Source organism: Acinetobacter sp. UC24323 (assembly GCF_024151445.1).
In the GTDB taxonomy this organism is placed as follows: Bacteria; Pseudomonadota; Gammaproteobacteria; order Pseudomonadales; family Moraxellaceae; genus Acinetobacter; species Acinetobacter baumannii.
Map to the genome: position 1 here is coordinate 57,379 of NZ_JAHIBY010000010.1, position 25,249 is coordinate 82,627.

A 25,249-nucleotide genomic window follows, 5' to 3' on the forward strand; every position below is an offset into this window, starting at 1 on the left:
TCCGCGGTTGGTAAGCAAGCTTAGATTACTTTGCCTTCACAAGAGTAAAGCGATTGAGTATAGCAATCATGGTTAATAAAACCGCCACTCCTGATAAGACAGTGGTTAGGCTAGTCCACTGGCCAATCAAACCAATTAAGGCCGGGCCACTTAATGAACCTGTATAAGCAATCGTTGACACTAAAGACAATGCCGCTGCTTTAGGCATATCATTTTGGCGTCCAACACGAGAGAACATGACTGGTACAATATTAGAACAGCCTAAACCTAAAAGTGCATAACCCAATACGACAACTTGCCAAACAGGTGCCATCACAATAGTGACCATAGCAAGAGCAGCAACAATTGCACTATAAGTCACAATAGTTTTCTCACCCCACTGTTTTAACAAGATATGCCCTGCAAAACGACCACTTGTCATACTAAGCGCGAAGAAAGTATAAGCCAGCCCAGCAAAGGCAGGATTAAGCTGGTATTTACTGGTTAAATAAATACCACCCCAGTCCATTGCCGCACCTTCTGACAAAAAGGCAATGAAACACATCATCCCAATCAAAAGGATCGTACCATTCGGACGTGAAGATTTTTTAGGCGCGTCAGTTATTTCCGCAGCACCTTGTTCATCTTGCTCAAATGTTGTTAAGGCAGATGGAATGGCAACAAAGCTCACCACCAATAAAACCATGACTACAGACAATGTGCTCATGAGTGGTGAAAGGCCAATTGCTAATAGTGCAGTGACAAGCATGGCACCGATTAAACCGCCAAGGCTACACATACCATGAAAACTAGACATGAGCGCACGTAAGCTGTGCTTTTCCACCACAACTGCTTGTAAATTGATAGCAACGCCAAGACTACCTGCTGCCGTACCAAAAATGAATAACGCTACAGCCATCGATACAAGACTATGCCAGATCGTTAAACTTGGTAGCAATACCATCAAGAGTATGCTCGCCACAGCAATTAATGGACGACATCCCCAACGCTTAACTAAAGCCCCTGTCGCAGGCATAGCAATCATTGAGCCGATTCCCATACAAAGCAGCAATAAACCAAAATTTGCGTGATTTAGGTTTAAACGTTGCTGAGCATACGGAATAAGTGGTGCCCATGCAGATATCGCAAAGCCCAAGCTAAAAAAGCTAAGACGAGTTGCTAATCGTTGTGTACTTAAGAGAGTAGCTGTATCTAAAACAGCAGGTTTGGAAAATAACATATACGCGAAGCTCACCATAAAACCATTGGCGATCCATACCAACCGATTCCCCATAGAAAAACCCTTGCCTCATTAAATTTCTAGGCAAGGGTTTTTGTTGGCGAAATTATATCCAATTCCACAAAAAAAACATGGGGTCTGATACAAATTTTCTGACTTTTTTGTAACTGCCAAAGCCTTATGTAGTAAGGCTTTGAATATATTCAATTTGGCAGAATTAACATTTAAATGGTGACTTCATTTTATTAAAATGAGCCAATAAAAAACCCAGCCTAAGCTGGGTTTTTCAAGTCATTAAATTTGAGACTGGATATAATTTTGTAGGCCAATCAGTTCAATTAAACGCAACTGTTTTTCAAGCCAATAAGTATGGTCTTCTTCAGTATCTGATAATTGTTGACGTAACATGTCACGACTGATGTAGTCGCCCTTTTCTTCACAAAGTTTAATACCTGTCGCTAATTTTTCACGCACATGATATTCAAGTGCTAAATCAGCTTTTAAGCAAGATACAACGTCTGTACCAACATTGATATCTTCACGATGCATGTTTGGTTTGGCACCTAAAAATAATACACGACGAATAATCGCATCGGCGTGAGACGCTTCTTCTTGCATCTCATGGTCAATACGTTCATAAATCTTGTTTAAGCCCCAATCTTCATACATACGAGAATGGATTAAATATTGATCACGGGCAGCCAACTCTCCGCCAATGAGCATATTTAAATAGTCTATGACTTCTGGATTGCCACGCATAATAAATCTCCTATCGTATGAGTCTATTATGGGCAAACTTAAAAATGATTGCAAAACAAAAAATAGTTAAGTTTATGATTTTTATCAAATTAAAATGAGAAACATACGCATTTGCAGTTTAAGTTATTTAAATTTCCTTTGCAAAAAGAAACGCTTGTCCGATTTATAAGCTCAGACAAGCGTTCAAATATAGCAAAAACCATCAATTTATAAATTTGTAACTAAAATCAATGGTTCTTATTTCGCTATACTTTTAGCTCAAAGTTTGCCCATAGCCTGCCATGAGTGATAAGAAATCTGTTTCATTCATGACAGGAATACCTAATTTTGCAGCTTTTTCTAATTTTGAACCCCCCTTCTCCCCAGCAACTACACATTTTGTTTTGCTAGAAACACTCCCACTTACTCGTGCACCTAATGCTTGTAGCATTTGAGTGGCCTGATCACGGGTCATTTGTTCTAATGTACCCGTAAGTACCCAGCTTTCACCATTTAAAGGTTGACGCGTTGGTGCTGTTGGTGCATCCCAATGAATTCCTGCGGCAATTAAACGATCGAGTACTTCAATGTTATGCGGTGCCAAGAAAAAGTCTGCAATCCACTCTGCTGTAATATCCCCTACATCTGGGGTTTTCTTTAAAGCTTCTACATTCGCAGCTTTAAGTGCCTCTAGCGTCTGAAATGTATTTGCTAACATTCTAGCCGTTGTTTCACCTACTCCACGAATACCTAATGCATAAATAAAACGTGCTAGAGTTGTTTTCTTACTTGCTTCAATCGCATCTATTAGGTTCTGTACTGACTTTTCTCCCATTTTTTCGATGCCCAAGAGAGTTTCTCTGTGCTCATGCAAATGGTAAATATCAGCAACATCTTTAAGTAAATCGAGACGTAATAAAGATTCTACCCAACGATCTCCCAAGCCCTCGATATCCATCGCTTTACGCGATACAAAGTGACGAATGGCTTCAATACGCTGTGCGGCACAATATAAACCGCCTGAACAACGTGCGAGAGCCTCACCTTCAGGCATCACTACAGGCGAAGCACATACTGGGCAGGACTCTGGTAAATGAACAACTTCTGCTTCAGCAGGACGGAACTCCGGCCAAACTTTTTCTACTTTAGGAATCACGTCACCCGTACGATATACACTTACCGTATCGCCAACACGTACATCTAGACGATGAATTTCCCCAATATTATGCAACGTTACGTTAGAAACAGTCACACCACCCACAAAAACAGGGTTTAAGCGTGCTACAGGGGTCAAAGTCCCTGTACGCCCTACTTGCCAGTCAATCTGCTCAACTGTAGTTAATGCAGCTTGTGCCGGGAATTTATAAGCAGTTGCCCAGCGTGGTTCACGACTTAAGAAACCAAGCTGCTGTTGTTGTTTTAGGTCATCAACCTTCACCACCATGCCATCAATTTCAACTTGCAAGTTTGGACGTTCTTGCTGAATTTGCTCATAGCGCTGCTGTACTTCTTGAATTGAATTACACAAGTACTGACGCTCAGCAATTTGGAACCCAAGTTCCGTTAACCATTGCAAGCTATCATGCATGGTTGTTAGGCCATGATTTGGTTCACACTGTGCAATCCCATACGCATAAAATGCCAAAGGTCGAGCAGCAGCAATATTTGGATCAAGTTGTCTTAAACTTCCAGCGGCTGCATTTCGAGGGTTAGCGAAGGTTTTTTCTCCCTTTGCTTCTTGGTCAGCATTGAGTTTTTCAAAACCAGACTTTGGCATCAATACTTCACCACGTACTTCAAGTAGACGAGGTATTTCATATTTTTCTGAATGCAGAACTTTAGGTAAGTTACGAATGGTTTTAACGTTTTGAGTAATGTCTTCACCCGTTTCGCCATCCCCACGGGTTACGCCGCGAACAAGTACACCATTTTCATACCATAGTGAAATCGCAAGGCCATCGAGTTTTAACTCAACTTCATATTGTACTTTCTGGTTCGGAAGTCGCTCTTCTACACGGCGTGCAAATGCGAATAAGTCTTCTTGGTTAAATACATTACCAAGTGAAAGCATGGGCACCACATGCGTCACACTCTCAAATTTTGAAAGCGCTTGACCACCTACTTTCGTTGTTGGTGAGTCGGCTTGTACAAGTTCCGGATATTGTTCTTCTAAAGCTTTTAACTGATGAAATAAATGATCATATTCACTATCCGAGATTGTCGGCTGATCCATGACATAGTAGGCATGGTTATGCTTTGCAATCAGTTGAATAAGCTGACGCATCTGTTCGATCACGGAAGTTATTGCCATTATTTTATTCACCATAAAAAAGGGTGGAAATTTCTCCACCCTGAGCTGCGACTAGATATATTGCAATTATCGCAACCTATACCAAAAATTTAAACTAGGCTGTTGCCTGTGCTGGACGATAATCAATCACATGATGGCGCCAATGTTCTTTTAACTGTGGCGTAAATTCAAGGTTATTTTCATCATAAACCTTACCATCAATTTCACGAGCAATAAGGCCTGCAATACTGGTCATCATGTCAAAACCGGTAACTGCTTTGCTGTTTGGAAGTGCAAGGAAAAATGCTAAACCTTGAACTTGTTCAGTCGATAAAGTTTCTAAATCGAAACCAGCAGGACCATTATCAGTCATACGCAATACAGAGAACATCAGTGCACTTGGCTCATCGGTATTTTCATAGCGGTGGAAACAAGACATTTCACCGTAACGTAGACCATATTTTAAAAGCACTTTCAGTGCTTTATCACCCGATAACGCACGGCGCGGATTTGGATATACATTTAATGCGATAATCTGCTCAGCCATTGCTAACGCACTTTCGTCATCAAAACGCTGCTGCTCATGTAAATGTACATCAAGAATGTTGCTTTCACCTTCAAACTCAGCAATTTCAGCAGTTTCGATATTTGGATTTAAGCTTAATTCCGGCTCAGTTTTCGGTTGCCCTTCTGCAACTTTTGGTTCTGATGAGCTAACAACTTCTGGTTCAGCAGAAACGGTATCAACTAACTCAACTGAACTATTTTCACTTACAGTTGGGCTAACAGTATTTTCTTCAGCTTTAACTTCTTCTACTTCTACTGGCGTATTTTCAACGGGTACTTGTGTCTGGACTGTTTGAGCTTGTGAAGCCTGTTCTAGTTCTTTTGTTCCCTTTTCTTCTGACTGGGCTGGCTCGCTTAAAGTTGGTTCCACTCGTTCAGCAACGGCTGCTGACGCAACAGTAACTTCTGGCTGTTCAAGTTGATCTCGTACATGACGAGGGATAACCGGTTGATTACTTTCAGGATTAATATGCAAATCACTGTCTAGCGAGGGTTCAGCATGGTTCGGCTTTTTTAAAATCATTCTTAAGCCAATTAGCATGATAATAATGGCAACAACGATGCCAATAATCGTATTGATTTCCATTCTATGACTCCGAAACTAACCCGTATTCTTTTGCCTGTTCTAAATTGACAGTGACTAATTTTGATGTACCCGGTTCAGGCATGGTTACACCCAACAAGTCAGTTGCCATGGTCATCGCCAGCTTATTATGTGTAATGTAAATGAATTGTACATGTTCAGAAAGCTCTTTTACCAAATTACAATATCTCTGTACATTCGCATCGTCGAGTGGAGCGTCCACTTCATCGAGTACACAAAACGGTGCCGGATTTAACCTGAAAATAGCAAATACTAATGCTAACGCCGTTAACGCTTTTTCTCCACCGGAAAGTAATGCTAGAGAACTGTTTTTCTTACCCGGTGGTCTCGCCATGAGCTTAACCCCAGATTGCCAATCATCCTCAAGACTTAAACTGGCTTCACCACCATTAAAAACTTTTGGAAATAGATTTTGTAACTCTTGATTAATCTGATCAAAAGTCGACATAAACAACTTACGGGTTTCTTGGTCAATGCTCTTCATCGCATCTTTTAACTGAGTTACCGTATTTTCCAAGTCTTGAATCTGGTGGCTCAACTCATCAAAACGCTGAGAAACTTCTTCAAACTCTTGTGAAGCAGCTAAGTTAACTGCACCGATTTTTTCAAACTGTTTCTGTACTTTTTCTAGTTTTTGCTGGTGTTCAGTTAAATCTATTTTCAAGCCCGTTTGAAGCTCGGCATTTAACTCTTTGAGCTGTTCTTGATAGTGCTCACGGTCCGACTTGGCGGCTTGCCATGCTAAACGTTTGGCTTCAAGCTGCTCTCTAAGCTTTTCATCTTGCTGTTGGTATTGATGGCGTTGATCTGTAAGCGTTTGTTGCTTCTCTTGGACACTATTAAGCTCAATCTGCCATTCATTCCATGTCTTTTGCAGCTTTTCGGTTTGAGCAAACTGTTGTTGAAACTCTGACTCAAGGTTTGGCAACTCTAACTGAATAGGGTCAACAAACTTTTTCGCCTGTTCCATTTGCGCTGTAATTTGTTGATATTGGCTCTGCAAGAACGAAATATCTTTTTCAAGCAGCTCAATTTGTTGAGTTGTCTGCGTACTATTACGGCGTAAAATCTCACGTTCTTGTTGTTGCTGTTGTAAGACTTGTTGCTGTTCCTCAAGCTGCTCTGTTAATTCTTCTACCTGAAATTGCAAAGTTTTATAGTCAGGTAAAATAGTTTCGAGCTTCATTGCCAATGCATGCAAATCAATTTCAAGATCATCTTTTTGCATCGCATCTTCTTCAAGCTGCGTATCTAATTGAGCGAGTTGATCTTTCAATTGCTGTTTTTGCAATAAAAATGCTTGTGCTGCGGTTTGTTGCTTGGCAATTTGTACATCAAGCTGTTGCAAGTCTTTTTGTTTTTGTTTAATGACTTGTTGTTTTTGCTGTAGGTCAACTTGTAACTGTCCTAGCTCATCTTTTTGCTGAACTATAATTTGATCTAATGCTTGTAATTCTGGTTGCTGCTTTTGAAGAACTTGTTCAATTTCGTCTAGACGAATACGATGACTGAGCATACCTTGCGCACTTTGACTTTCGTCATCATACATAAGAGCAATTACCCAATCTTGCCCGACATGATAACCATCTAAAGTCAAAATAGACTGGCCATATTGCAGTTGCTTTTGTTCATTTAAAGCATGAGATAAATCTTGTGCAATCGCTACATTCGAGAATATTGATAGCTGTGGCGATGCAATCCAATCATTCAAGCAAGTCAGGTTCCCCTTAAATTTGCTTGATTGCTCTGAAGGCTTTAACTGGCGAGCAATTCCTTCCTGAAAGGCTTGTTCAGTTTCAACAATATGTGCCTGTAACCAATTTGCTAAAAACTTTTCAATAATTTGTGCGTGTGGTTTGCCCTGCTCTGTTAACTCTAGAGCCTGCATTAAACGTAGCGTATCTTGGTTTTGCTTTGGACTTTGTTTAGCAACAAGCTGGCTTAAGTTTTTCTGCTCTGATAATAAAACCTGTATTTCTGTTTTTAACGTTTGCTGCTGGTTTTTATTTGTCTGATGCGCTTGTTGAGCTTGTTCAATACGCTGCACATACTGCTCAATTTCCGCTTCTAACGTTGAGATTTCACGACAAAGCTGCTGCTGTAATTGCTCAAGCTCGCCTTGTTCATCTTCGTGTACTTGCGATTGGATCTGGTTTGCTTGATGTTGCAGCGTTTCTTTTTGCTGTTCAATGCGCTGTACATTTTTGCCTAATTGCTCGATTTGGGCAGACATTTGCATTTTTTGCTGCTGTTGTTTTTCAACCTGAGCTTTTACTTGCTCAAATTGTTGCTGCGCTTGCCGTTGCTGTGATTGTAAACCGGCAAAACTTTGCTCTGCTTCAGCTGCTGTATGCTCAATTGCAGTTAAAGCTTCGGTTTGCTCTTCTAACTGGCTATTCAGTGTTTCGAGTTGCAATTCAGAAAGCTGTAAACGTTCTTTCGTTTGGGCTTTTTGCTGTTCTAACTGAACGAGAGTTGTACTATTTTGCTGAAATAAACTTTGTTTTTGCTCTAGAGTCATTTTCAGTTCAGACAGTTTCTTTTCAGCTTGTTGCCATTCTTGTTGTAGTGGTGAAGATTGCTGAATAAGTCTCTGAAATAAAGCACTGGTAGATTCTAAATCATGTTCAATGGTACTTAATTCTGAACGAACTAACTTAAATGTTTCCCCCAGTTCGTTCATTTGAACGGTATATTCTTCTTGTAGGCGTACACTTTTCTCTGCCTGAAAAGACAAAATTTCAATTTTTAGGGTACGAATCTGGCTTTCTAATGTTTTATATTGAACTGCCGCTTCTGACTGGCGTTTAAGCGTTTTAAGCTGCGATTTTAATTCAAGCGCAATATCTTCCAAGCGTGAAAGGTTTTGCTCCGTATGTTCAAGGTGCTGCAAGGTTTCGCGGCGACGCGCCTGATAGCGGGAAACACCTGCTGCCTCCTCAATGAAAATACGCATTTCTTCAGGTTTGGCATCAACCAAGCGGTTAATCATGCCTTGTTCAATGACTGCGTAAGAGCGTGGCCCTAACCCTGTGCCCAAGAAAATGTCAGTAATATCACGGCGGCGGCAACGTGTACCATTTAAGAAATACTCAGATTTACCTTCGCGAGTCACCTGACGACGAACTGCGAGCTCATTATAAGCGTTATAAGCTCCACCTAATTTGCCATAGGTATTGTCAAAACGCAGTTCTACACTGGCAACCCCAACAGGTTTACGCTTGGATGTTCCGGTAAAAATAACATCTTGCATGCTACCACCACGTAGCTGACGAGCGTTTGATTCCCCCATCACCCAGCGGATCGCATCAATAACATTGGATTTGCCACAACCATTTGGACCAACCACTGCTGTGCGGTTCGCCTTAAAATTTAAAGTTGTACTATCTGCAAAAGATTTAAAGCCGGAAAGTTTTAAACTGCTTAAACGCATAATGCCCTAACTAGCGGCGTGAGCGTCTCGCCCAAGCCAATTCAATCTGTTTCATTCGTGTCAGCGATTCCAACACAAGGTTACGTAAGTGTCGACAAAAATCTTCCATAAATAAAGCGGCTTGTTGTGATTTTCGGATCAAAATTGCATCAGTCACGAGTTTAAATAATGCAAACGCTTCTTGTAGTTCCCGTTTAGAGGTATTTAGCGTCAAAAAATAACTACGACGTAATGATGGTAATAATTCTTTATAAAATTTCATTAAATAAGGATTACCGACCATATCTTGTTGTTCAGCAAGATATTGGAAAATAGCATCGTAGAATTTTTCGATATCGCCTGCTTTTACATGCTCAAGAAGCTGTTCTAACAAGAGCTGTAATTGATCAGCCTCATGGGCACGCCATGTTTCGCTTATGCGTTGTACAATATGCCCCAATAACATCATATTTGTATCAAACAACGCTTTGACCTGTTGTGCCGACATTTCCGAAACAATTGCACCACGACGCGGAAAAATTTCAATGAGATGCGTACGCTCGAGTAATAATAGCGCCTCACGAACTGATCCCCTACTTACGTCAAGTTCTTTAGCGATACGAAGCTCTTGTATACGTTCGCCTTCAACCAATTCGCCACTAATAATCTGTTCGCTAATATATTTGACAATTTGCTCAGAAAGACTTTCTGTCTCTTCGAGATTCATAAATCACCCGCTACTTTTTATATGCATTAATCCATGCTTTTCTTTCGCATCCTTGTTTTTAACTGATCCCATCCATTAAAAACTATGTCATTGTCTGACAATTTTATTGCATTTTAAGCCAACCCACCCAAAATCCATACAGAAATCGGATGAAAAACTCACCTTTAATCTTTTCAAGTCTTCAAATAAAAAAGCTTAAACCGTGAGAGTCTAAGCTTTCTTTTCTATATATTTTTAATAAAACATTTTTAATTCATAAAACCTTTATAAATAAAATAACTGCCGACCACGACTAACAAGCAAGCAAAGCATTTTTTTAGCATTTGTGGTGACAATGCGTGGGCAACCTTAGCCCCAAGTTTAGCGGTCACAAAACTCATGACACTAATACCAATAAAAGCATAGATATGGATATATCCAATCGTATTAGGTACAGAAATGTGCTCTTTAGCACCAAACCACATAAAACCAATTGCACCTGCAATAGCAATAGGTAAACCACAAGCAGCAGAGGTCGCAACTGCTTTTTGCATGACTACGCCATGACGGTTTAAATATGGGACAGTTAAGCTTCCGCCTCCAATTCCAAAAATTGCAGAGGCAATACCAATGCCACCACCTGCCATAAATTGCATAGGTGTTGAAGGAAGCTGACGTGTTGGGTCAACCACAACATGGGCTCCTTTGAACATCCGATAAGCCATCACAACAGCAAAGACACCAATAAGAAGCTGTAAATGCTGTCCAGACAAAAGGTCGGCAATACCTGCACCTAAAAAGGAACCAATCACTAGTCCCGGTGCTAAATTACGGAAAACAGGCCAGAGGACTGCACCTTTTTTATGATGAGCCGAAACTGAACTAAAGGAAGTCACAATAATGGTTGCTAGGGAGGTTCCGACTGCAATATGCATGATTACAGCGGGATCATAGTGCAACTGGGTAAAAACGACATAGAGGATTGGTACAATAATTAGTCCACCACCAACTCCAAACAGTCCGGCAGTAAAACCAGCAATTGCGCCAATGAGTAAATATATGATTAACTCCATAAATGTTTTACCACTCTGCTCATATTCAACATGGATTTAGAGACTCGCCAACTACAACAACTTTTAAGCGCAAAAAACCAGCTTCCAGAAGTGGTTTTATTAAAAGCAACCACAACTTCGACCAATGATGATATTCGTGAAATTGCCCAAAAAGGCATTACAACAGGCTTGGTTTGCAGTGCTCAACAAACTCAAGGGCGAGGTCAACATCAACGGCAATGGATTTCACCTGAAGGAAACATTTATTTAAGCACATTGGCGCAAACTCGAACACCCTTAGATGGTCGCTTAGCACTTGAAGTTGCGTTGAATATTTTGCAAATTCCACAGCTACAACCTTTGAGCCTACAAGTGAAATGGCCAAATGATTTGTATAGTACACAAGGAAAATGGGGCGGAATTTTGGTTGAACCTCTTTCCCAACATCAGGCGATTGTGGGTGTAGGTATTAATTTAAAAACACCACCAGTCACTGATAGTGATCAACCGATCACGTCTCTAGAAGATTTAGGCCTAGAGCAAATGAGTCGTCTTGAGTTAATTTCGGAGCTTTATGTCGCAATTCAAAATGCAGCCCGCTGGTTTGATCATGGTTGTTATAACCTTGCAGGACGTTTTAACCACCATGCAGCATGGCTTAATCAGTTAGTTCAGTTCGAACATAGTCAAGGACTGGTATATGGCCGTTTCGTTGGAATCTCTAATGAAGGTGCGGTGATTCTTGAAACTCCTGAACCACAGCAGTTTTATCAAGGTCGTCTAAGACCACAAACCACTCAGTAATCAGGTATTTTCCTATGAAAAGTTTATGGCTTGATATCGGAAACACCCGTTTGAAATACTGGATTACTGAAAATCAGCAAATTATTGAACATGCAGCTGAGTTACATTTGCAGTCTCCTGCCGATTTATTACTGGGATTAATCCAACACTTTAAACATCAAGGCTTGCATCGTATTGGGATTTCTTCGGTTCTCGATACCGAAAATAATCAGCGTATTCAGCAAATTCTAAAATGGCTAGAAATTCCTGTTGTTTTTGCCAAAGTGCATGCTGAATATGCAGGTTTACAATGTGGTTATGAAGTTCCAAGTCAGCTCGGGATTGACCGTTGGCTACAGGTACTTGCTGTTGCTGAGGAAAAAGAAAACTATTGCATTATTGGTTGTGGAACAGCGCTTACCATTGATTTAACGAAAGGTAAGCAACATTTAGGCGGTTATATTCTGCCAAACCTTTATTTACAACGTGATGCACTGATTCAAAATACCAAAGGTATTAAAATTCCTGATTCGGCTTTTGATAATCTAAATCCGGGTAATAACACCGTAGATGCAGTACATCATGGTATTTTACTAGGCCTCATTAGTACGATTGAAAGCATTATGCAACAATCACCTAAGAAACTACTTCTCACAGGTGGCGATGCTCCTCTTTTTGCTAAATTTCTACAGAATTACCAGCCAACTGTTGAAAAAGATCTTTTGCTTAAAGGGCTACAACAATATATTGCCCATTACCCTAAAGACTAAAATACAGAACAAAATAAAAGGCGCTCTAGGCGCCTTTTATTTTATGGTTTTATTTCTTTTGGTCGTTGTTACCAAACAGTGGTCCCATACCGCCGCCACCGCCAAATTGTTTTTGCATATTGCCTAATGAACGCATCATTTTGCTCATACCAGATGGATTCGCAAACTTCTTCATCATTTTAGCCATTTGCGCTTGTTGCTTAATGAGCTTATTCACTTCAGCAACATCCATACCACACCCAGCTGCAATACGTTTTTTACGGCTTGGGTTCATCAGGTCTGGATTACGGCGTTCCTTGATGGTCATTGACTGGATAATAGCTTCCATTTTCTTGACCTGCTTTTCAGGATTCGCCTGCTCAATTGCTTGCTGAATTCCTGCACTGCTCATGCCTGGCAACTTGTCTAAGAAGCCCATCATGCCGCCCATCTTCTTCATTTGCTCAAATTGCATCAGCATATCTTCAAAGTTGAAGCTGCCACCTTTTTGCAATTTTTTCGCCATTTTCTCGGCTTTTTCTTTGTCGATTTTACGTTCAACTTCTTCGACTAAAGAAAGTACGTCACCCATACCTAAAATACGTTGAGCAACACGGTCCGGATGGAATGGTTCTAAAGCATCAAGCTTTTCGCCCATACCTAAGAACTTAATTGGCTTACCGGTAATAGCACGCACAGAAAGTGCCGCACCACCACGCGCATCACCATCAGTTTTAGTAAGAATCACACCTGTAAGCGCTAAAGCATCGTTAAATGCTTTAGCAGTATTTGCAGCATCCTGACCTGTCATGGCATCAACCACAAACAAGGTTTCAGTCGGCTTAACTGCTGCATGCAATTCTTTAATTTCGTCCATCATGTCTTCATCGACATGCAAACGACCCGCCGTATCGACAATCAACACATCAGCAAACTGGATTTTTGCCTGTTCAATTGCACGGTTAACAATATCAATTGGTTTTTCAGAAGGATCTGATGGAATAAAGCCTGCACCAACTTCTGCTGACACAGTTTCTAACTGTTTAATCGCTGCCGGACGATAAACGTCGGCAGAAACGGTCATTACTTTTTTCTTTTGACGTTCTTTTAAGAAACGTGCCAGCTTGGCTGCTGTAGTTGTTTTACCTGCACCTTGTAAACCAGCAAGTAATACCACAACTGGAGGCTTAGCACTTAAATCCAGTGTTTCATTGGCCTCACCCATCATCTTGGTGAGTTCATCATAGACAATTTTTACAAATGCCTGGCCTGGAGATAACTGAGTCATCACTTCTTGGCCCAATGCCTCTTCCTTAACTTTCGCGATAAATTCACGAGTTACAGGTAACGCGACATCGGCTTCAAGAAGAGCCATACGTACTTCACGTAAGGTATCTTTAATATTGTCTTCGGTCAGCTGCCCTGAGCCAGTAACATTTCTTAAACTCTGCGTGAGTCGTTCTGTTAAGGTATCAAACATTGCAAAATCCGCTTAAAATGGCTAGTTGCAAAAAAATCTTTCTCGAAATAGAAAATTTATGCATAGAATGCTATAGGATACTTTAGTTCGCAGCGAATTTATATCTTATCTAGATGAATTAATCCTGAAAAAGGTTTGACATGATTAGCCTCCCCTTGGTTTACACAATTTTGGCACTCATCGCATATACCACTTCTTTCTGGTATCTGTTCATACGTTTAATGTCAAAACGTGAACCAAACCCATGGTTATTTGCTTTTGTTACAACCTTAGCACTGCTGTTACATGGCACAGTTTTATGTCATGCCATGCTGACGCCATCAGGAATTAACTACGATGTTTTTAATCTGGTGTCTTTTACATCAGGTCTTATGTTGTTGTTAAGCTTAGTTTTTAGTACTTTCCGTCCGATTGTACCCTTAAACTTGCTCGGTATTCCTGTAGCAGCGATTGGTCTTATTTTAGGTTTTGCATTTAGCCGTCCCGATCAGTTTATTGAACAGCATTCATTAGGTTTAGATACTCATATTATTCTTTCACTTTCTGCTTATGCTGTTTTACTGATGGCAACCATACATGCGATCTTGATATGGTTCCAAAACCGTGAACTCAAAAAGAAACAAAAAAAACGTATTTGGGTCAATTTACTTCCATCCATTCAGGCCATGGAGTCTTTATTATTTGACCTCATCATTACTGGTTTTATTTTATTAACCATTGCTCTCGCGTTTGGTTTCTTAACAGTTGATAGCTTCTTTGCCCAGCATCTCGCTCATAAAACCGTATTTAGTATTATTTCATGGTTTATTTATGGCTCTTTATTGATTGGCCACTATAAACTTGGCTGGCGCGGACAAAAAGCGATTCGTTTTACCTTAATTGGTTTTGCATTATTAGCGATCGGTTTTATTGGCAGTAAATTTGTGCTTGAGATGATATTGGGTCGATAAAACAATTAAAATTTCAGCACTACTAGACAGCGTTATACATATCCCGTATAACGCTGTTTTTGTTTTGCTCAGGTGACTCAGACTGTGAAACTCATACTCGCTCCAATGGAAGGTTTAACTGACCCGATCATGCGGGATACACTCACATCTGTTGGTCACTTCGACTGGTGTGTAACCGAGTTTATTCGCGTTACAGACAGTATTTTGCCAGACCATATTTACTATAGTTTTTGTCCTGAACTTAAAAATGATGGTAAAACAGCTGCTGGAACACCTGTACACGTCCAGTTCTTAGGCAATAATCCAGAGATGCTGGCAGCAAATGCGGCAAAAGTCGTTGAACTGGGTGCTCCTGCAATCGACCTTAATTTTGGTTGTCCTGCAAAAACCGTCAATCGACATCGAGGTGGTTCGGTACTTCTTGATGAACCAGACGTAGTACATATGCTGATTAAAGCTGTTCGAGATGCTGTACCTGCGCACATCCCTGTTTCAGCAAAAATGCGTTTAGGTTATCTAGATGAAAACCACACCATGGAAAACGCCCATGCTGTTGAAGATGCGGGTGCAAGCTGGTTAACTGTACATGCTCGAACTAAAGCAGATGGTTATACGCCACCAGCTTATTGGGAAAAAATTCTGCCTATTAAAGAAGCTTTAAAAATTAATGTGATTGCTAACGGCGAAATCTGGACCAATGCTGATGCTAGAGCTTGCCAGCAACAATCTGGCTGTGAAGATTTAATGATTGGCCGTGGTGCAGTGACTACTCCAGATTTAACACAATGTATTCGCCAAAATATGGATGAAGCACTGTTTACTTGGGAACAACTGGTTGACTTACAAATACGTTTTTTAAATGGTCAAGCAAAAACAGAAATTGGGATGGTTGGCCGTTATAAGCAGTGGTTAGGTATGATGACAAAAGCCTATCCTCAAGCGAAAGAATTATGGGACCAAGTGAAACGCATTAAAGCTTTAGATGAAATTGTTCAGCAGCTAGAGCAAACCAGTTCTTCTCGTATTTAATCACTCAAACAAAAGAGAGCGATTGTTTAGACAACCGCCCTCTTTTGGTATTTCAGGTTAAGTAATTATTAATTATTTTTTTAAAAGCCACTTACTTTCATTTTAAAGTCGGTCACCGAAGCACCCGTAACTCCAAAACTCCCCATAGACCCATTGGGTAAATTATTAAAGGTTGTTGTACTTTGTGTACCTAAATTTCCTAAAGTCACATTGTTAAGTGATGCATCAAATTTACTAGATACACCTATATTTCCAAAGGTAAGTCCTGTCGGGTCAACCCCAGCATAAAATCCATCAAGAACAAAATCGGTTGACGCATTCGTACCTGCAAATTTAAACCCAAATGTAGCACCCGTGTTATCGGAAACTAAAGTAATCGGGCAACCAGATGCAGCAGAACAAATCGATTGAATAGCTCCTCCAAATTTAACCATAACCGACTGGGCAGCATGTCCCAATTGAATATTTAAACGAGGCTTATTGGTTTGTACAAAGTTAATATCAAGATTACCAGTAGAACGAATCAGCTCTTTTACCCCGGTATTCACCGTTGTGCCCGAACTAAAAATTGATTTTGGTGCATAACTTGTTAATGCATAATCGGATGGGCTAGATAAAGATGTACTTGGTGCTAAATAAACTGAAAATGGTAAAAGCCGAATACCATTTACGTCACTCCCCATCGTGACAGCTAAATTTAAAAAAGGATTTCCACCACCAGCATCGGTATCGATTGCAATATTAAAAGAAGGATTTGTAGATACAGCAGCTTTAATAAACTCTATGCCAGGAACCGGATTAGTAGAGTTTCCTGCAATGACAAGACCTGCTTTACTGTTGTAAGACGTAGATGCAATACCGTTCGTATCAATCAAGGCAACTTGATTAAATTTAACTTGATCGGCCTGAATACCTAAAGTTAGACCATTTTGACCCGTCGCAGCTGCAAGACTTTGATCATCCAAAGGTTGCATCGCGCAAACACTTGAACTACCGGCAAGTAACAGCCAGCACCCTATATTTTTATTTTTCATGTCGCTCTAATCCTTAAGAGACAAACGTTTATTATTTGTTCAGACTATCAGAATAATATTCAAGTACAAAGCAATTATCTCTATAACCCGACGAATGCAAATCCAATCACACTAAACTAAAATTTATATAAAAAAGTGACGTTAAACGTCACTTTTATTGATTAGTTAAAGGCGCCATTTCTAGGCACAATGCTAAAGCTACTATTTAGACGTCCCCCCGTAATTGCAAGCTCACCTAAACGTGCTCCTGCACCCGTTGAAGGTGGATAGAAATTAATATCTTTTACACGTAATGCGCCGTCAATACTCTTATCAGGATTAAAATAAACCGCGGTATTTACACCAACTTTACCTAAACCACTTGCGGTATCTTTACCCACAACTAAAGCGGTATTAAACGCTAGCTTTCCAGTAATATTGTCAAATCCAATTGCAGAACCATCAATCGGATCACTAATTTGTACAGTATTTCCAGTTGCTGTCGCAGGCATTGTAAAATCACCTAGTACAGTTAAAGCACTACCATCTGCAATTGAACTATTCGGCACTATCGATAAATTAAGATCGCCGCCTAAACGTAGTTTTAAACCAAATAAGACATCATTATTTTTGGCAAAGTTATCGATTGGCGAAGTACAAGACCCGGTTGCCGGACAAGTTTTATATTTAGCTCCCGGTAAATAACCTGCCGCAATTTCGGTTGATAAAGCAAGTAACATATCTTTTAAACCGATATTTAAACTGCCATTTTCTAAACCAATAGTGCCATTGCCTTTGAGGAACATATCAATATTACGTAACCCCATATAATAATCGGTAGGGTTGCCCGCATTATTAGCATTTGGAGAACCATCAATTAATAAAATTGAAGTTGTTTTAGTACCGCCTGCATCTCGACCTGTCGTTCCTACAGCTATACCAAAACCTAAACGTGAAGTTGTACCAGATGTTGCAACTAAATTTTGAATCGGTTTACCGTTGGCATCTTTTGTATAGTAATAAGCACCATTTGCAGGCGCATCTACACCATAGACAGCGGCATTCGCATTTAAATTATAAAAGGGTAATGCCAAACCCCACTGGTTATTTAAACCATTATCTGCAAATTGATTAGCAGCAGCGACATTTGCACTGGTGGTAAAACGACCTCGTCTTGAAAATGCCTGAAACTCTGCTCCACGCATGGCAAGAATTAAGCTAAATGGATTAGTCACCGTATCACGATGAATATTATGTTGATAATCGGCAGCAGTGGTTAAAGTGCCGGATCCTAAACGAATTGCATTTAACGTTGCGTTATTTGGCATTAATAAAGTTTTTGTATCAGCAAGATTTAGATAAATATTTCCACTGTCAAAATAACCGCGTGTAGCCGAGTTCAGCCCCGTTAAATTACCGAATTCAAAACCATAGGCGTTCAGCCCTGCCCCACCAATTTCCAAGGTAGTTGCTTTACCATCTGAACCTAACATCGAATCATTATCTTTAGTGAACTCCCCTTTCATACGAAAGGCAATTCCAGAGTTACCTAAAATACTATTACTTGATCCCGTACCTGAAGCTGTATTAGCAGTACCTAATGTTGTTTTATCTGAAGAGCCATCCATACCACGGACTTGTAAGTAACTATTGACCATACGGCCGCTAGCACCTAAACGAATCAAGCCTTTAGAATTCTGTGGGCTATTTGTCGTGTCTAGGGCATAAGGATTTGACTTATCAACATTTGAGCTAAGCATTACCTCAATATTTAGACCTGAATTGGTTACTTTCCCACTACTGTCTACATATGTACCAGCAGTTAAACCAGAAGCAGAATCGGCGACACGATTAAAATCGACATAGCCATAGGTACTATTTGGAGTTTGCCCAACCGCAGCAGTATTATTCCCTGTATTAGTTTGTAAGACTATGCCACGGGTAGGATCAATAAACATGACGCCTTTACCAACAAAATTAAAGTTAAAATTCTTTAATATCAATTGATTTAGCTGACTACGCGCGTCTAATTGCCCTAAATAAATATTTGCATTATTTAGACCAAGCGTCATGCTTGACTGACTATTCGGGCTAAATAAACCATCTTGAGTAGCAAGAGCCAAGTTTAAAGGCGAAGTTGTTTGTATAGCCAACTGTCCTAAAGTAGGTGAACAAGCAGCCGAACTATTACAGACTTTGACGCTATTTACAGTAATGAGCGAGGGGCTACTTTGCATAGAAAAATCGACCCCTGCTTTACCTGTAGTCGCATTACTTCCTACGTCTAAACGGTAGTTTGTACCTAAAGCTTGTGTAGAGGCATTGCTTTTTTGTATTTTTACACCACTCGCTTGAGCTCTTAAAATTTGATCAGCACTTGTTGGTGTGCCTGCATGGTCGTCCCAATAAGCATTATCAATATTGATTTCGTTGAAAGTCGTTTGTATCGAGATTCCATCTTGACCATTGACCGCACTCAAATCGGCATCTGTTAACGCTTCTAAAGCAAAAACCTGTCCGCTCACTAACAACATACTGGCTGTTAATGTATTTAAAATAAACTTTGAGCCGTGACTTTCTTTATTTTTGTTCATCACTTCAGTTCCTTTGAAATCTACATTAACCTTTAACAACGTGGATGGCTTCCATCACAGCTAAAGACCATGACTTTTCCTTGAATTGCTAAGTTGCCATTCATCATTAAGCCCATAAATCCTGTTTCACGACCGTAGTCATACGCCGATGGGGTTGCAGTAGCCACTTGCTGGTTCGCACTATTAGCAGTCGCTGCATAAGTTGGCTTTTTGAAATATGCATAATCATACATATTTGCACTCGAGCCTTGGGTTGTTGTTGAGCTCGTAAAGTTATCTTGCTCAATTGACAGAGCATTAAAACCAAAATTACGAATTAAAATTGGCTGTGCTGCACTAAAACTCAGTTGAAGAGCCGGTTTTATAATTTCAGTATTACTTTTATCAAGATACTTTAAATCAGCACCATCTAAACCCATTTTTTGAATATTTAAAGTGCCTTGCACACCTTTAAATACTAACCAAAGTTTATTACCGCTGTCGCTATTTTCAGCCCAACCACTTGGCTTAGTCGCGTCTGTTTGCACAAAGCGTTTATTAATTGCTAAACCAATATGACAGAACTCTACGTTTTCACAAACGCCGCCACTGCCATTATCAAATATGCCGTTACTGGTCTGGTTTAAATTAAGCATCAAAGATAAATCAGCACCAGCTTGGCCATTAATTGCCTGTAATGCATCATTATCCAAGGTTTGCAATTCTGCATGAGTCACAGTTGCACAAAGAGCAAAGAGTAAAGCAGTTATTTTTTTCATCGCGTTACTCCTCTTATAGACCTTTTGTGGTGAGCTTTAAATGTTGAATTAAAACACCATCAATAACAGCTGAACCTAAATTGTTTAGAGGACTAATATTGGATAATGCAGGTGCCTGATTGGCAGTTGGAATCACATAGCCTGTGGTGCCATTACTACTTCCAATTAAATCATTGACAACAGCATTTCTTGATGTAAGCCATGGAATAGCAGAATTACTCCAATCACGGTTTGAAACAGTTCCATACATTGGAGTTGAACCTGATGTGCTTGTACATCCTAATGCACCAGAACACTTTGGTGCATCGGCGGGTTTAGCTTTTGGATCTGTGATAACCCAAGTACCTGTACCTTGGTTATATTCCCACTGATATAAATAACCAGCAGTTTTATAACCACAGTCTGAATTAAATAAACCACAACTATATTCCTGATTCCATGTTTGAGTATTCTGTTGTCTTTGCTTAAAACGGACTTCTGTCATAGTTGCGGAGGTAGTTCCAGACACAGAATTGTTCAATGACACCAAACTACCAGCAGAAGTTCCGGAAACTTGTGTTCCAGTTGAAATTAAGCGGCCAAATGAAACGCCTATTGCCCCTTCACCTGTATTTGCTAACAAGGTTTTTCCATTATCAGGACTATAGACCGTACCAATTGCGATACTACTATGCGTTGGGTTAGCACAAGAGTAAACATTACAAGTAGAGCCTTTATAAGTCGCGTCAGCACCAGTGTAATCAGTATAGATCTGTTTATATATTTCTGGTTTATTGGCAATACGTGCAATTTCTATACTAAAGTTTTTACCATCAGAACCTAAAATAAGTGGTTGATATAAATTACCTAATACTAAATTAATATTTGGATTGTATAAATATAAACCCTCACTATCAGCAAATTTTGGTGCTACAGCACTTGTGGAACCTAATGCTGGTGTATATAAATTATTTGATGCATTTGGTGAATCTGATGTTTCACGAGTGCTTAATCGTAAGACTTTACTTGTATCATTAAAGGCAATTCGTGTTTTATTCGATGTTTTTGTATCTGTTCTAGTTCTATTTTCTACATAGTAACGACATCCACGAGAAGTACTAAAACTTCCTGTTCCACTGTTACCACAATCACCACTACTACTTGTACTTAAAGTTGAATTTGCACCAGCATGTACTGTTTGCCAACCATTATTGGTACTCGATGCATATGTCTGGGTTTGACTCGTAACGTTTTCAGTCACAATACTAGTATTTTTGCTATCACCTGTATTTAAGCGGACTAGGCCAGACATTCCTAAAGTATTATTGTAAAAGGGGCTCATTCCACCTGTAGTAGTTGCTCCACCTAAAGTTTGAAACATACTAATCTGGCTGCCATTCAGACTAAAGCCATTTAAAACACCTTGTAAACGCAATCGGTTAGCCCGATTTGTATCAATACTGGTACCAATTAGTCCATTACTATCGCCATACTGGAACTGTGCTAAAGAGCCATCTGTAGTCGCTACAATATTAGGATTCCGTACAAATGCATCTAACCATAAACCTAATTTTAAATTATATGCATCAGCTCCTTCTGCACCATCAATGGTAGGTTGATACAAAGGAGCTTCTAAAGATAGATATGTAACAGGATAAAAACCACTATCTGTAGTGCTAAAGTTAGGAACATTGTTGGAAGTTTTTACTTTAAATACCCATGGGTTCGCACCTGTTCCCCAACTTGAAATCGCTGCTGCTGTTGCAGTATTGGCAATACGTGAGTTTGCATCACTGTCCGATTTGGAAAGTGCTAAACCATAAAGAAAGATATCAGCTTTACCTACAGCTTTATCTTCAGGTCCAACGCTACCATTACCACTTGTATCTGCGGCTGCAACACTTAAGGGTCCCACAGGCACATAGTTGATATAGCCAGTATCCTTACTACGATCAGTAATAATTTGATTTACAGATTCATTTGGACCAGCACCACGGAATACCATAAATGCATTTTGGGGTAATATTGCAATACCTTCGCCTGTAGTTTCACTTAAACCGGCATCAGAAAGTTCTTCAAGAGCAAAGCTAGGTTGACTTAAACAGAGTCCAATTAAGCTTGCTAAAACGGTTTTTTGAAAACCGACCGTATAATTAAGTGTAGTCATCATGACCTTCCTGTTTTATACGATGCCGCGCACCATATTTCTTTTTCTTTAACAGTCCTTGAGGCAAGATGAAATTATTTCCTTTTTCATCTCACTAGGGGCAAACTCTAAAAATTGCCAATCTTTCCACATTTCCATTATGCTGAATATTTACTCAAATGCAAAATTAAATCAGCAAAAACGCTTTTTTCCGATGAATGAAAATATTGATTTTTAGCTCAACTAACAGAATTTCAAAGAGCCATAACAGTTAGCTGAGAAATTTTGTTTTTGTAAGACAACATTAGTTAAGGTCATAGAGGCTGGCGTTTTTCCTGTTAAATCAACTGTCCCTACAGGAAGATTCCCTACTATTAAACAGTTAGCTGCTAAAATTCCACATTCTACTGCGTGACCTGGACTATTTAAGTAAGCACTTACTTGTCCTAATGCATCAACAATTGTAGAAAGTGCAATATCAACGCTACCTGTAGGAGTAATTTGGCCAATATCAATTGGATTTGTGAGTTCTAGCCACCACCCAGTCTGTGCAGTAGAAGCAGCTTCAGGCCATAGAATATTTACCCCCTGTACGGAAAGATACCCTGCGGATCCATTTAATTGTGCAGCATGGAAATAACCCAGACTTTGTTTAATTGCTACATTAACATCTAGATTATCTACAGAACCTGTTACATTACCAGAAATAGGAATAGGAATTCCAAGTACTGAAGCTGTAGCATTTAGGGTCCCACTAATAGCCAGACCGCCGACTGTAGCTGTCGCTTTTAAATTAGCCGTATTTATACGTTTACCCGTAATAATCTGTTCCCCCATCGACAATGTACCCGTACCTACACCTAAATTTAAGTTATATGCAGTGGATGTAAAAGGAACCGTGACACCCTGTCCTAGAACAGTTGCTCGACCAGTAATTGCTGTGTTTGTTTCATCTTGAGTAATACCATAGTAAGGATTCGTTGTCACAGTCCCGCCTGTTGGTTTAGTAATTAAGTAACCACTCAAAGAATTAATACCACTCGCAGCATCGCCATTTTGCAAACCAAAGGTAAGTAAACCCGAAAGCGATTTAGCACTTAATCGGAAACCTTGTATTTCACGTGTAGACGCTGAATTCGGGTTCTTAACAGCGAACTCTAAAAATGGATTAGTAATAACTGCTGAAGAGGCAGCACGTTCAGCACTGGTACTATCTACAGTACCACCACTTAAGCTTAAATAATCGATATCAATATCACAGGCCCCTGCTCCATTGACACCACCACAACCTAACTGTAATTTTTTAATATTGGCATTCAGTTCTAATTGGGCATCTAGAGCAAGTCGATAGAAGCCCATGTTTCCGTTAGTATTAGAATTACTTGCAGCATCGGTAGGCGCAATATAGGACATACTCATCAAGGCTTGACCACGAGTAGCTGACAACTCAGCATCAGACATTGGAACTAAGGTAGAACCAGCATAAGCTGAAGAAAAGCATAAACTTCCGAGTGCTAATATCGCAACCTGAAGAGACGTAAACTGTCGCATGACCGACCTCCGTATCCTTGGGGGCATAATCTAATTTCTTTTTATTTGGCTTCTTTTTCTTTAATGTACTCTTAAACTAAATACATAAGAAAAATACCGATATTTACGATTTCGCTTCTTTTTAATTTGTGTGATCCACATCAAAGAAAAAAATCAATTCTTGATCATTTTATATCATTTTTTACAAAAGAAAACGTACCTTATTAATATTCCGATAAACGTCACTTTTTAAGGTATATATAAAAAATAGGCCACTTAAAGTGACCCATTTTTAAAGCTCATCTATTTTTAACAATTTATGTCTTAGGAAGTGTAACCCCAGTTTGGCCTTGGTATTTACCACCACGATCTTTATAAGAGGTCTCGCATACTTCATCACTTTCGAAAAATAGCATTTGTGCTACACCTTCACCCGCATAAATACGCGCAGGTAAGTTCGTGGTATTTGAAAATTCTAAAGTAACGTGCCCTTCCCATTCTGGCTCTAAAGGAGTGACATTTACAATAATACCGCAACGTGCATAAGTTGATTTACCAAGGCATACAGTCAAAACATTACGTGGAATACGGAAATATTCAATTGTACGCGCTAGAGCAAATGAATTAGGCGGAATAATACAAACGTCAGACTCAATATCGATAAAACTTTTTTCATCGAAATTTTTTGGATCAACAATTGCAGAATGTACGTTAGTGAAAACTTTAAATTCGCGGGCACAGCGTACGTCATAACCATAGCTAGAGACCCCGTAGGAAATCAATTTTTCGCCATTCTTATCAAAACGGACTTGATTCTCTGCATAAGGTTCAATCATGCCGTGTTTTTCGCTCATCTCGCGAATCCAACGATCAGACTTAATAGCCATGTATTTTCTATCCAAAAGGTAATTTCATTGATTGCGACGTACTTTAACGTAAAAAAGCAATTATGAAAACAATGGCGGCTACTCTTATCGCTAAGAATAGCCCGGAATAAATTTTTAAAGATTTAATAAAGCAGAATAGCTAATTGGAATTGAGAAACTAACTAAAACCAACGAGGCTGTTCTTTGTAAATTTGATTGATTTAACCAACGTACTTTATTTGCAGCCAAGACTGACCCTAAAAAAATCCAGAATAAGGCAATCGGGGTAATTAAAGCTAAATAAGCCAGCATATGAATGAGATAAATATGAAAATTAGTCCACGCTGCAACAGGGAAAATCGCTGAAGCAAAAAGTAATGCCTTAGGATTTAGTAAAGTTGCACAAAATAATTCACGTGGGCGAATAGTTGGCTGATCTAGTTCAAGCTGTTGATTTGCCGTGTGCCATAATTTAATTGCTAAAAAAATAATATAACAAGCACTGAGCAATTTAAGTATAGGAGGTAATAAAGGAAGCGTTGCAGAAACTTTCCCGATTAACATTCCCCAAGCTGAAATCGAAATCACATACCCTAGAACTTCTGCTGGAATTAATTTAGCAGATTTTTTAAGGCCTACTTGTACTCCTGATGATGCAAGTAAAGTATTTGTTGGGCCAGGGGTAAGTAAAATAGTGGCAACCAAGCCAATAAAAAGCCATGAAATCATTGAATGACCTCACAATGTAGTCATCTCAGATTAATAGATATTATTCTAGAAGGCA

The 25,249-nt window shown here is 39.6% G+C and carries 19 protein-coding genes; 4 read left to right on the plus strand and 15 right to left on the minus strand.

What is annotated here, in order from left to right; translation table 11 throughout:
• Positions 1 to 25: 25 nt before the first annotated feature.
• From KNQ97_RS14200 to KNQ97_RS14230, 7 genes are all read right to left on the minus strand, one after another.
• Positions 26 to 1,219: an MFS transporter gene (locus KNQ97_RS14200; protein ID WP_128202572.1), complete on the minus strand. Its 1,194-nt coding sequence runs from the start codon at positions 1,217 to 1,219 to the stop codon at positions 26 to 28.
• Positions 1,220 to 1,513: 294 nt separating this feature from the next.
• Positions 1,514 to 1,978, minus strand: coding sequence for a bacterioferritin (gene bfr / locus KNQ97_RS14205; RefSeq protein ID WP_001214863.1), 465 nt, complete (start codon positions 1,976 to 1,978; stop codon positions 1,514 to 1,516).
• A 253-nt stretch (positions 1,979 to 2,231) separates the two neighbouring features.
• Positions 2,232 to 4,268, minus strand: a complete 2,037-nt coding sequence (gene ligA / locus KNQ97_RS14210) for an NAD-dependent DNA ligase LigA (protein ID WP_253612379.1) — start codon at positions 4,266 to 4,268, stop codon at positions 2,232 to 2,234.
• A 94-nt stretch (positions 4,269 to 4,362) separates the two neighbouring features.
• Positions 4,363 to 5,400: a cell division protein ZipA C-terminal FtsZ-binding domain-containing protein gene (locus KNQ97_RS14215; protein WP_000405211.1), complete on the minus strand. Its 1,038-nt coding sequence runs from the start codon at positions 5,398 to 5,400 to the stop codon at positions 4,363 to 4,365.
• 1 nt (position 5,401) lies between these two features.
• Positions 5,402 to 8,851, minus strand: a complete 3,450-nt coding sequence (smc, locus tag KNQ97_RS14220) for a chromosome segregation protein SMC (RefSeq protein ID WP_001239980.1) — start codon at positions 8,849 to 8,851, stop codon at positions 5,402 to 5,404.
• A gap of 10 nt (positions 8,852 to 8,861) precedes the next feature.
• A complete protein-coding gene (locus KNQ97_RS14225; protein WP_001047228.1) occupies positions 8,862 to 9,557 on the minus strand; it encodes a GntR family transcriptional regulator in 696 nt (231 codons plus the stop codon).
• 248 nt (positions 9,558 to 9,805) lie between these two features.
• Positions 9,806 to 10,609 (minus strand): sulfite exporter TauE/SafE family protein, encoded by an 804-nt coding sequence (locus KNQ97_RS14230; RefSeq protein ID WP_000420176.1) that lies wholly within the window; start codon positions 10,607 to 10,609, stop codon positions 9,806 to 9,808.
• 30 nt (positions 10,610 to 10,639) lie between these two features.
• Between KNQ97_RS14230 and KNQ97_RS14235 the strand changes: the two genes are divergently transcribed.
• Together KNQ97_RS14235 and KNQ97_RS14240 are read left to right on the plus strand one after the other, a co-directional pair.
• Positions 10,640 to 11,392 carry a biotin--[acetyl-CoA-carboxylase] ligase gene (locus KNQ97_RS14235; protein WP_253612380.1) on the plus strand — a complete coding sequence of 251 codons (753 nt, stop codon included), beginning with the start codon at positions 10,640 to 10,642 and terminating at the stop codon, positions 11,390 to 11,392.
• A gap of 14 nt (positions 11,393 to 11,406) precedes the next feature.
• Entirely contained in the window at positions 11,407 to 12,141 is a 735-nt protein-coding gene (locus KNQ97_RS14240; RefSeq protein WP_057693261.1) for a pantothenate kinase, read from the plus strand.
• A gap of 49 nt (positions 12,142 to 12,190) precedes the next feature.
• On the opposite strand, the gene ffh is transcribed toward KNQ97_RS14240, so the two are convergent.
• Positions 12,191 to 13,600, minus strand: a complete 1,410-nt coding sequence (ffh, locus tag KNQ97_RS14245) for a signal recognition particle protein (protein WP_000460625.1) — start codon at positions 13,598 to 13,600, stop codon at positions 12,191 to 12,193.
• Positions 13,601 to 13,740: 140 nt separating this feature from the next.
• Between ffh and KNQ97_RS14250 the strand changes: the two genes are divergently transcribed.
• A complete protein-coding gene (locus KNQ97_RS14250; RefSeq protein WP_000624642.1) occupies positions 13,741 to 14,550 on the plus strand; it encodes an inner membrane protein YpjD in 810 nt (269 codons plus the stop codon).
• Between the two features lie 84 nt (positions 14,551 to 14,634).
• Entirely contained in the window at positions 14,635 to 15,579 is a 945-nt protein-coding gene (locus tag KNQ97_RS14255; RefSeq protein WP_001984199.1) for a tRNA-dihydrouridine synthase, read from the plus strand.
• Between the two features lie 80 nt (positions 15,580 to 15,659).
• On the opposite strand, the gene KNQ97_RS14260 is transcribed toward KNQ97_RS14255, so the two are convergent.
• The 7 genes from KNQ97_RS14260 to KNQ97_RS14290 form a co-directional block, all read right to left on the minus strand.
• The gene (locus tag KNQ97_RS14260) at positions 15,660 to 16,613 is read right to left on the minus strand and encodes a DUF6160 family protein (protein WP_253612381.1); all 954 of its coding nucleotides are present in this window, start codon (positions 16,611 to 16,613) and stop codon (positions 15,660 to 15,662) included.
• Positions 16,614 to 16,774: 161 nt separating this feature from the next.
• The gene (locus tag KNQ97_RS14265) at positions 16,775 to 19,186 is read right to left on the minus strand and encodes a DUF6160 family protein (RefSeq protein ID WP_001038889.1); all 2,412 of its coding nucleotides are present in this window, start codon (positions 19,184 to 19,186) and stop codon (positions 16,775 to 16,777) included.
• A gap of 32 nt (positions 19,187 to 19,218) precedes the next feature.
• Positions 19,219 to 19,944, minus strand: coding sequence for a DUF6160 family protein (locus KNQ97_RS14270; protein ID WP_253612382.1), 726 nt, complete (start codon positions 19,942 to 19,944; stop codon positions 19,219 to 19,221).
• A gap of 13 nt (positions 19,945 to 19,957) precedes the next feature.
• Complete coding sequence (locus KNQ97_RS14275) at positions 19,958 to 22,090, minus strand: hypothetical protein (RefSeq protein WP_253612401.1); 2,133 nt, start codon at positions 22,088 to 22,090, stop codon at positions 19,958 to 19,960.
• Between the two features lie 222 nt (positions 22,091 to 22,312).
• Complete coding sequence (locus tag KNQ97_RS14280; RefSeq protein WP_001248735.1) at positions 22,313 to 23,620, minus strand: hypothetical protein; 1,308 nt, start codon at positions 23,618 to 23,620, stop codon at positions 22,313 to 22,315.
• A gap of 296 nt (positions 23,621 to 23,916) precedes the next feature.
• Complete coding sequence (gene dcd / locus KNQ97_RS14285; protein ID WP_000985728.1) at positions 23,917 to 24,486, minus strand: dCTP deaminase; 570 nt, start codon at positions 24,484 to 24,486, stop codon at positions 23,917 to 23,919.
• Positions 24,487 to 24,600: 114 nt separating this feature from the next.
• Positions 24,601 to 25,194, minus strand: coding sequence for a LysE family translocator (locus KNQ97_RS14290; RefSeq protein ID WP_000626777.1), 594 nt, complete (start codon positions 25,192 to 25,194; stop codon positions 24,601 to 24,603).
• Positions 25,195 to 25,249 lie beyond the last annotated feature (55 nt).

What these genes read in the sequence shown, in the direction of transcription:
- KNQ97_RS14200 (WP_128202572.1), bottom strand. Translation starts at nt 1,219, where the DNA reads ATGTTATTTTCCAAACCTGCTGTTTTAGATACAGCTACTCTCTTAAGT.
- bfr (WP_001214863.1), bottom strand. Translation starts at nt 1,978, where the DNA reads ATGCGTGGCAATCCAGAAGTCATAGACTATTTAAATATGCTCATTGGC.
- ligA (WP_253612379.1), bottom strand. Translation starts at nt 4,268, where the DNA reads ATGGCAATAACTTCCGTGATCGAACAGATGCGTCAGCTTATTCAACTG.
- KNQ97_RS14215 (WP_000405211.1), bottom strand. Translation starts at nt 5,400, where the DNA reads ATGGAAATCAATACGATTATTGGCATCGTTGTTGCCATTATTATCATG.
- smc (WP_001239980.1), bottom strand. Translation starts at nt 8,851, where the DNA reads ATGCGTTTAAGCAGTTTAAAACTTTCCGGCTTTAAATCTTTTGCAGAT.
- KNQ97_RS14225 (WP_001047228.1), bottom strand. Translation starts at nt 9,557, where the DNA reads ATGAATCTCGAAGAGACAGAAAGTCTTTCTGAGCAAATTGTCAAATAT.
- KNQ97_RS14230 (WP_000420176.1), bottom strand. Translation starts at nt 10,609, where the DNA reads ATGGAGTTAATCATATATTTACTCATTGGCGCAATTGCTGGTTTTACT.
- KNQ97_RS14235 (WP_253612380.1), top strand. Translation starts at nt 10,640, where the DNA reads ATGGATTTAGAGACTCGCCAACTACAACAACTTTTAAGCGCAAAAAAC.
- KNQ97_RS14240 (WP_057693261.1), top strand. Translation starts at nt 11,407, where the DNA reads ATGAAAAGTTTATGGCTTGATATCGGAAACACCCGTTTGAAATACTGG.
- ffh (WP_000460625.1), bottom strand. Translation starts at nt 13,600, where the DNA reads ATGTTTGATACCTTAACAGAACGACTCACGCAGAGTTTAAGAAATGTT.
- KNQ97_RS14250 (WP_000624642.1), top strand. Translation starts at nt 13,741, where the DNA reads ATGATTAGCCTCCCCTTGGTTTACACAATTTTGGCACTCATCGCATAT.
- KNQ97_RS14260 (WP_253612381.1), bottom strand. Translation starts at nt 16,613, where the DNA reads ATGAAAAATAAAAATATAGGGTGCTGGCTGTTACTTGCCGGTAGTTCA.
- KNQ97_RS14265 (WP_001038889.1), bottom strand. Translation starts at nt 19,186, where the DNA reads ATGAACAAAAATAAAGAAAGTCACGGCTCAAAGTTTATTTTAAATACA.
- KNQ97_RS14270 (WP_253612382.1), bottom strand. Translation starts at nt 19,944, where the DNA reads ATGAAAAAAATAACTGCTTTACTCTTTGCTCTTTGTGCAACTGTGACT.
- KNQ97_RS14275 (WP_253612401.1), bottom strand. Translation starts at nt 22,090, where the DNA reads ATGACTACACTTAATTATACGGTCGGTTTTCAAAAAACCGTTTTAGCA.
- KNQ97_RS14280 (WP_001248735.1), bottom strand. Translation starts at nt 23,620, where the DNA reads ATGCGACAGTTTACGTCTCTTCAGGTTGCGATATTAGCACTCGGAAGT.
- dcd (WP_000985728.1), bottom strand. Translation starts at nt 24,486, where the DNA reads ATGGCTATTAAGTCTGATCGTTGGATTCGCGAGATGAGCGAAAAACAC.
- KNQ97_RS14290 (WP_000626777.1), bottom strand. Translation starts at nt 25,194, where the DNA reads ATGATTTCATGGCTTTTTATTGGCTTGGTTGCCACTATTTTACTTACC.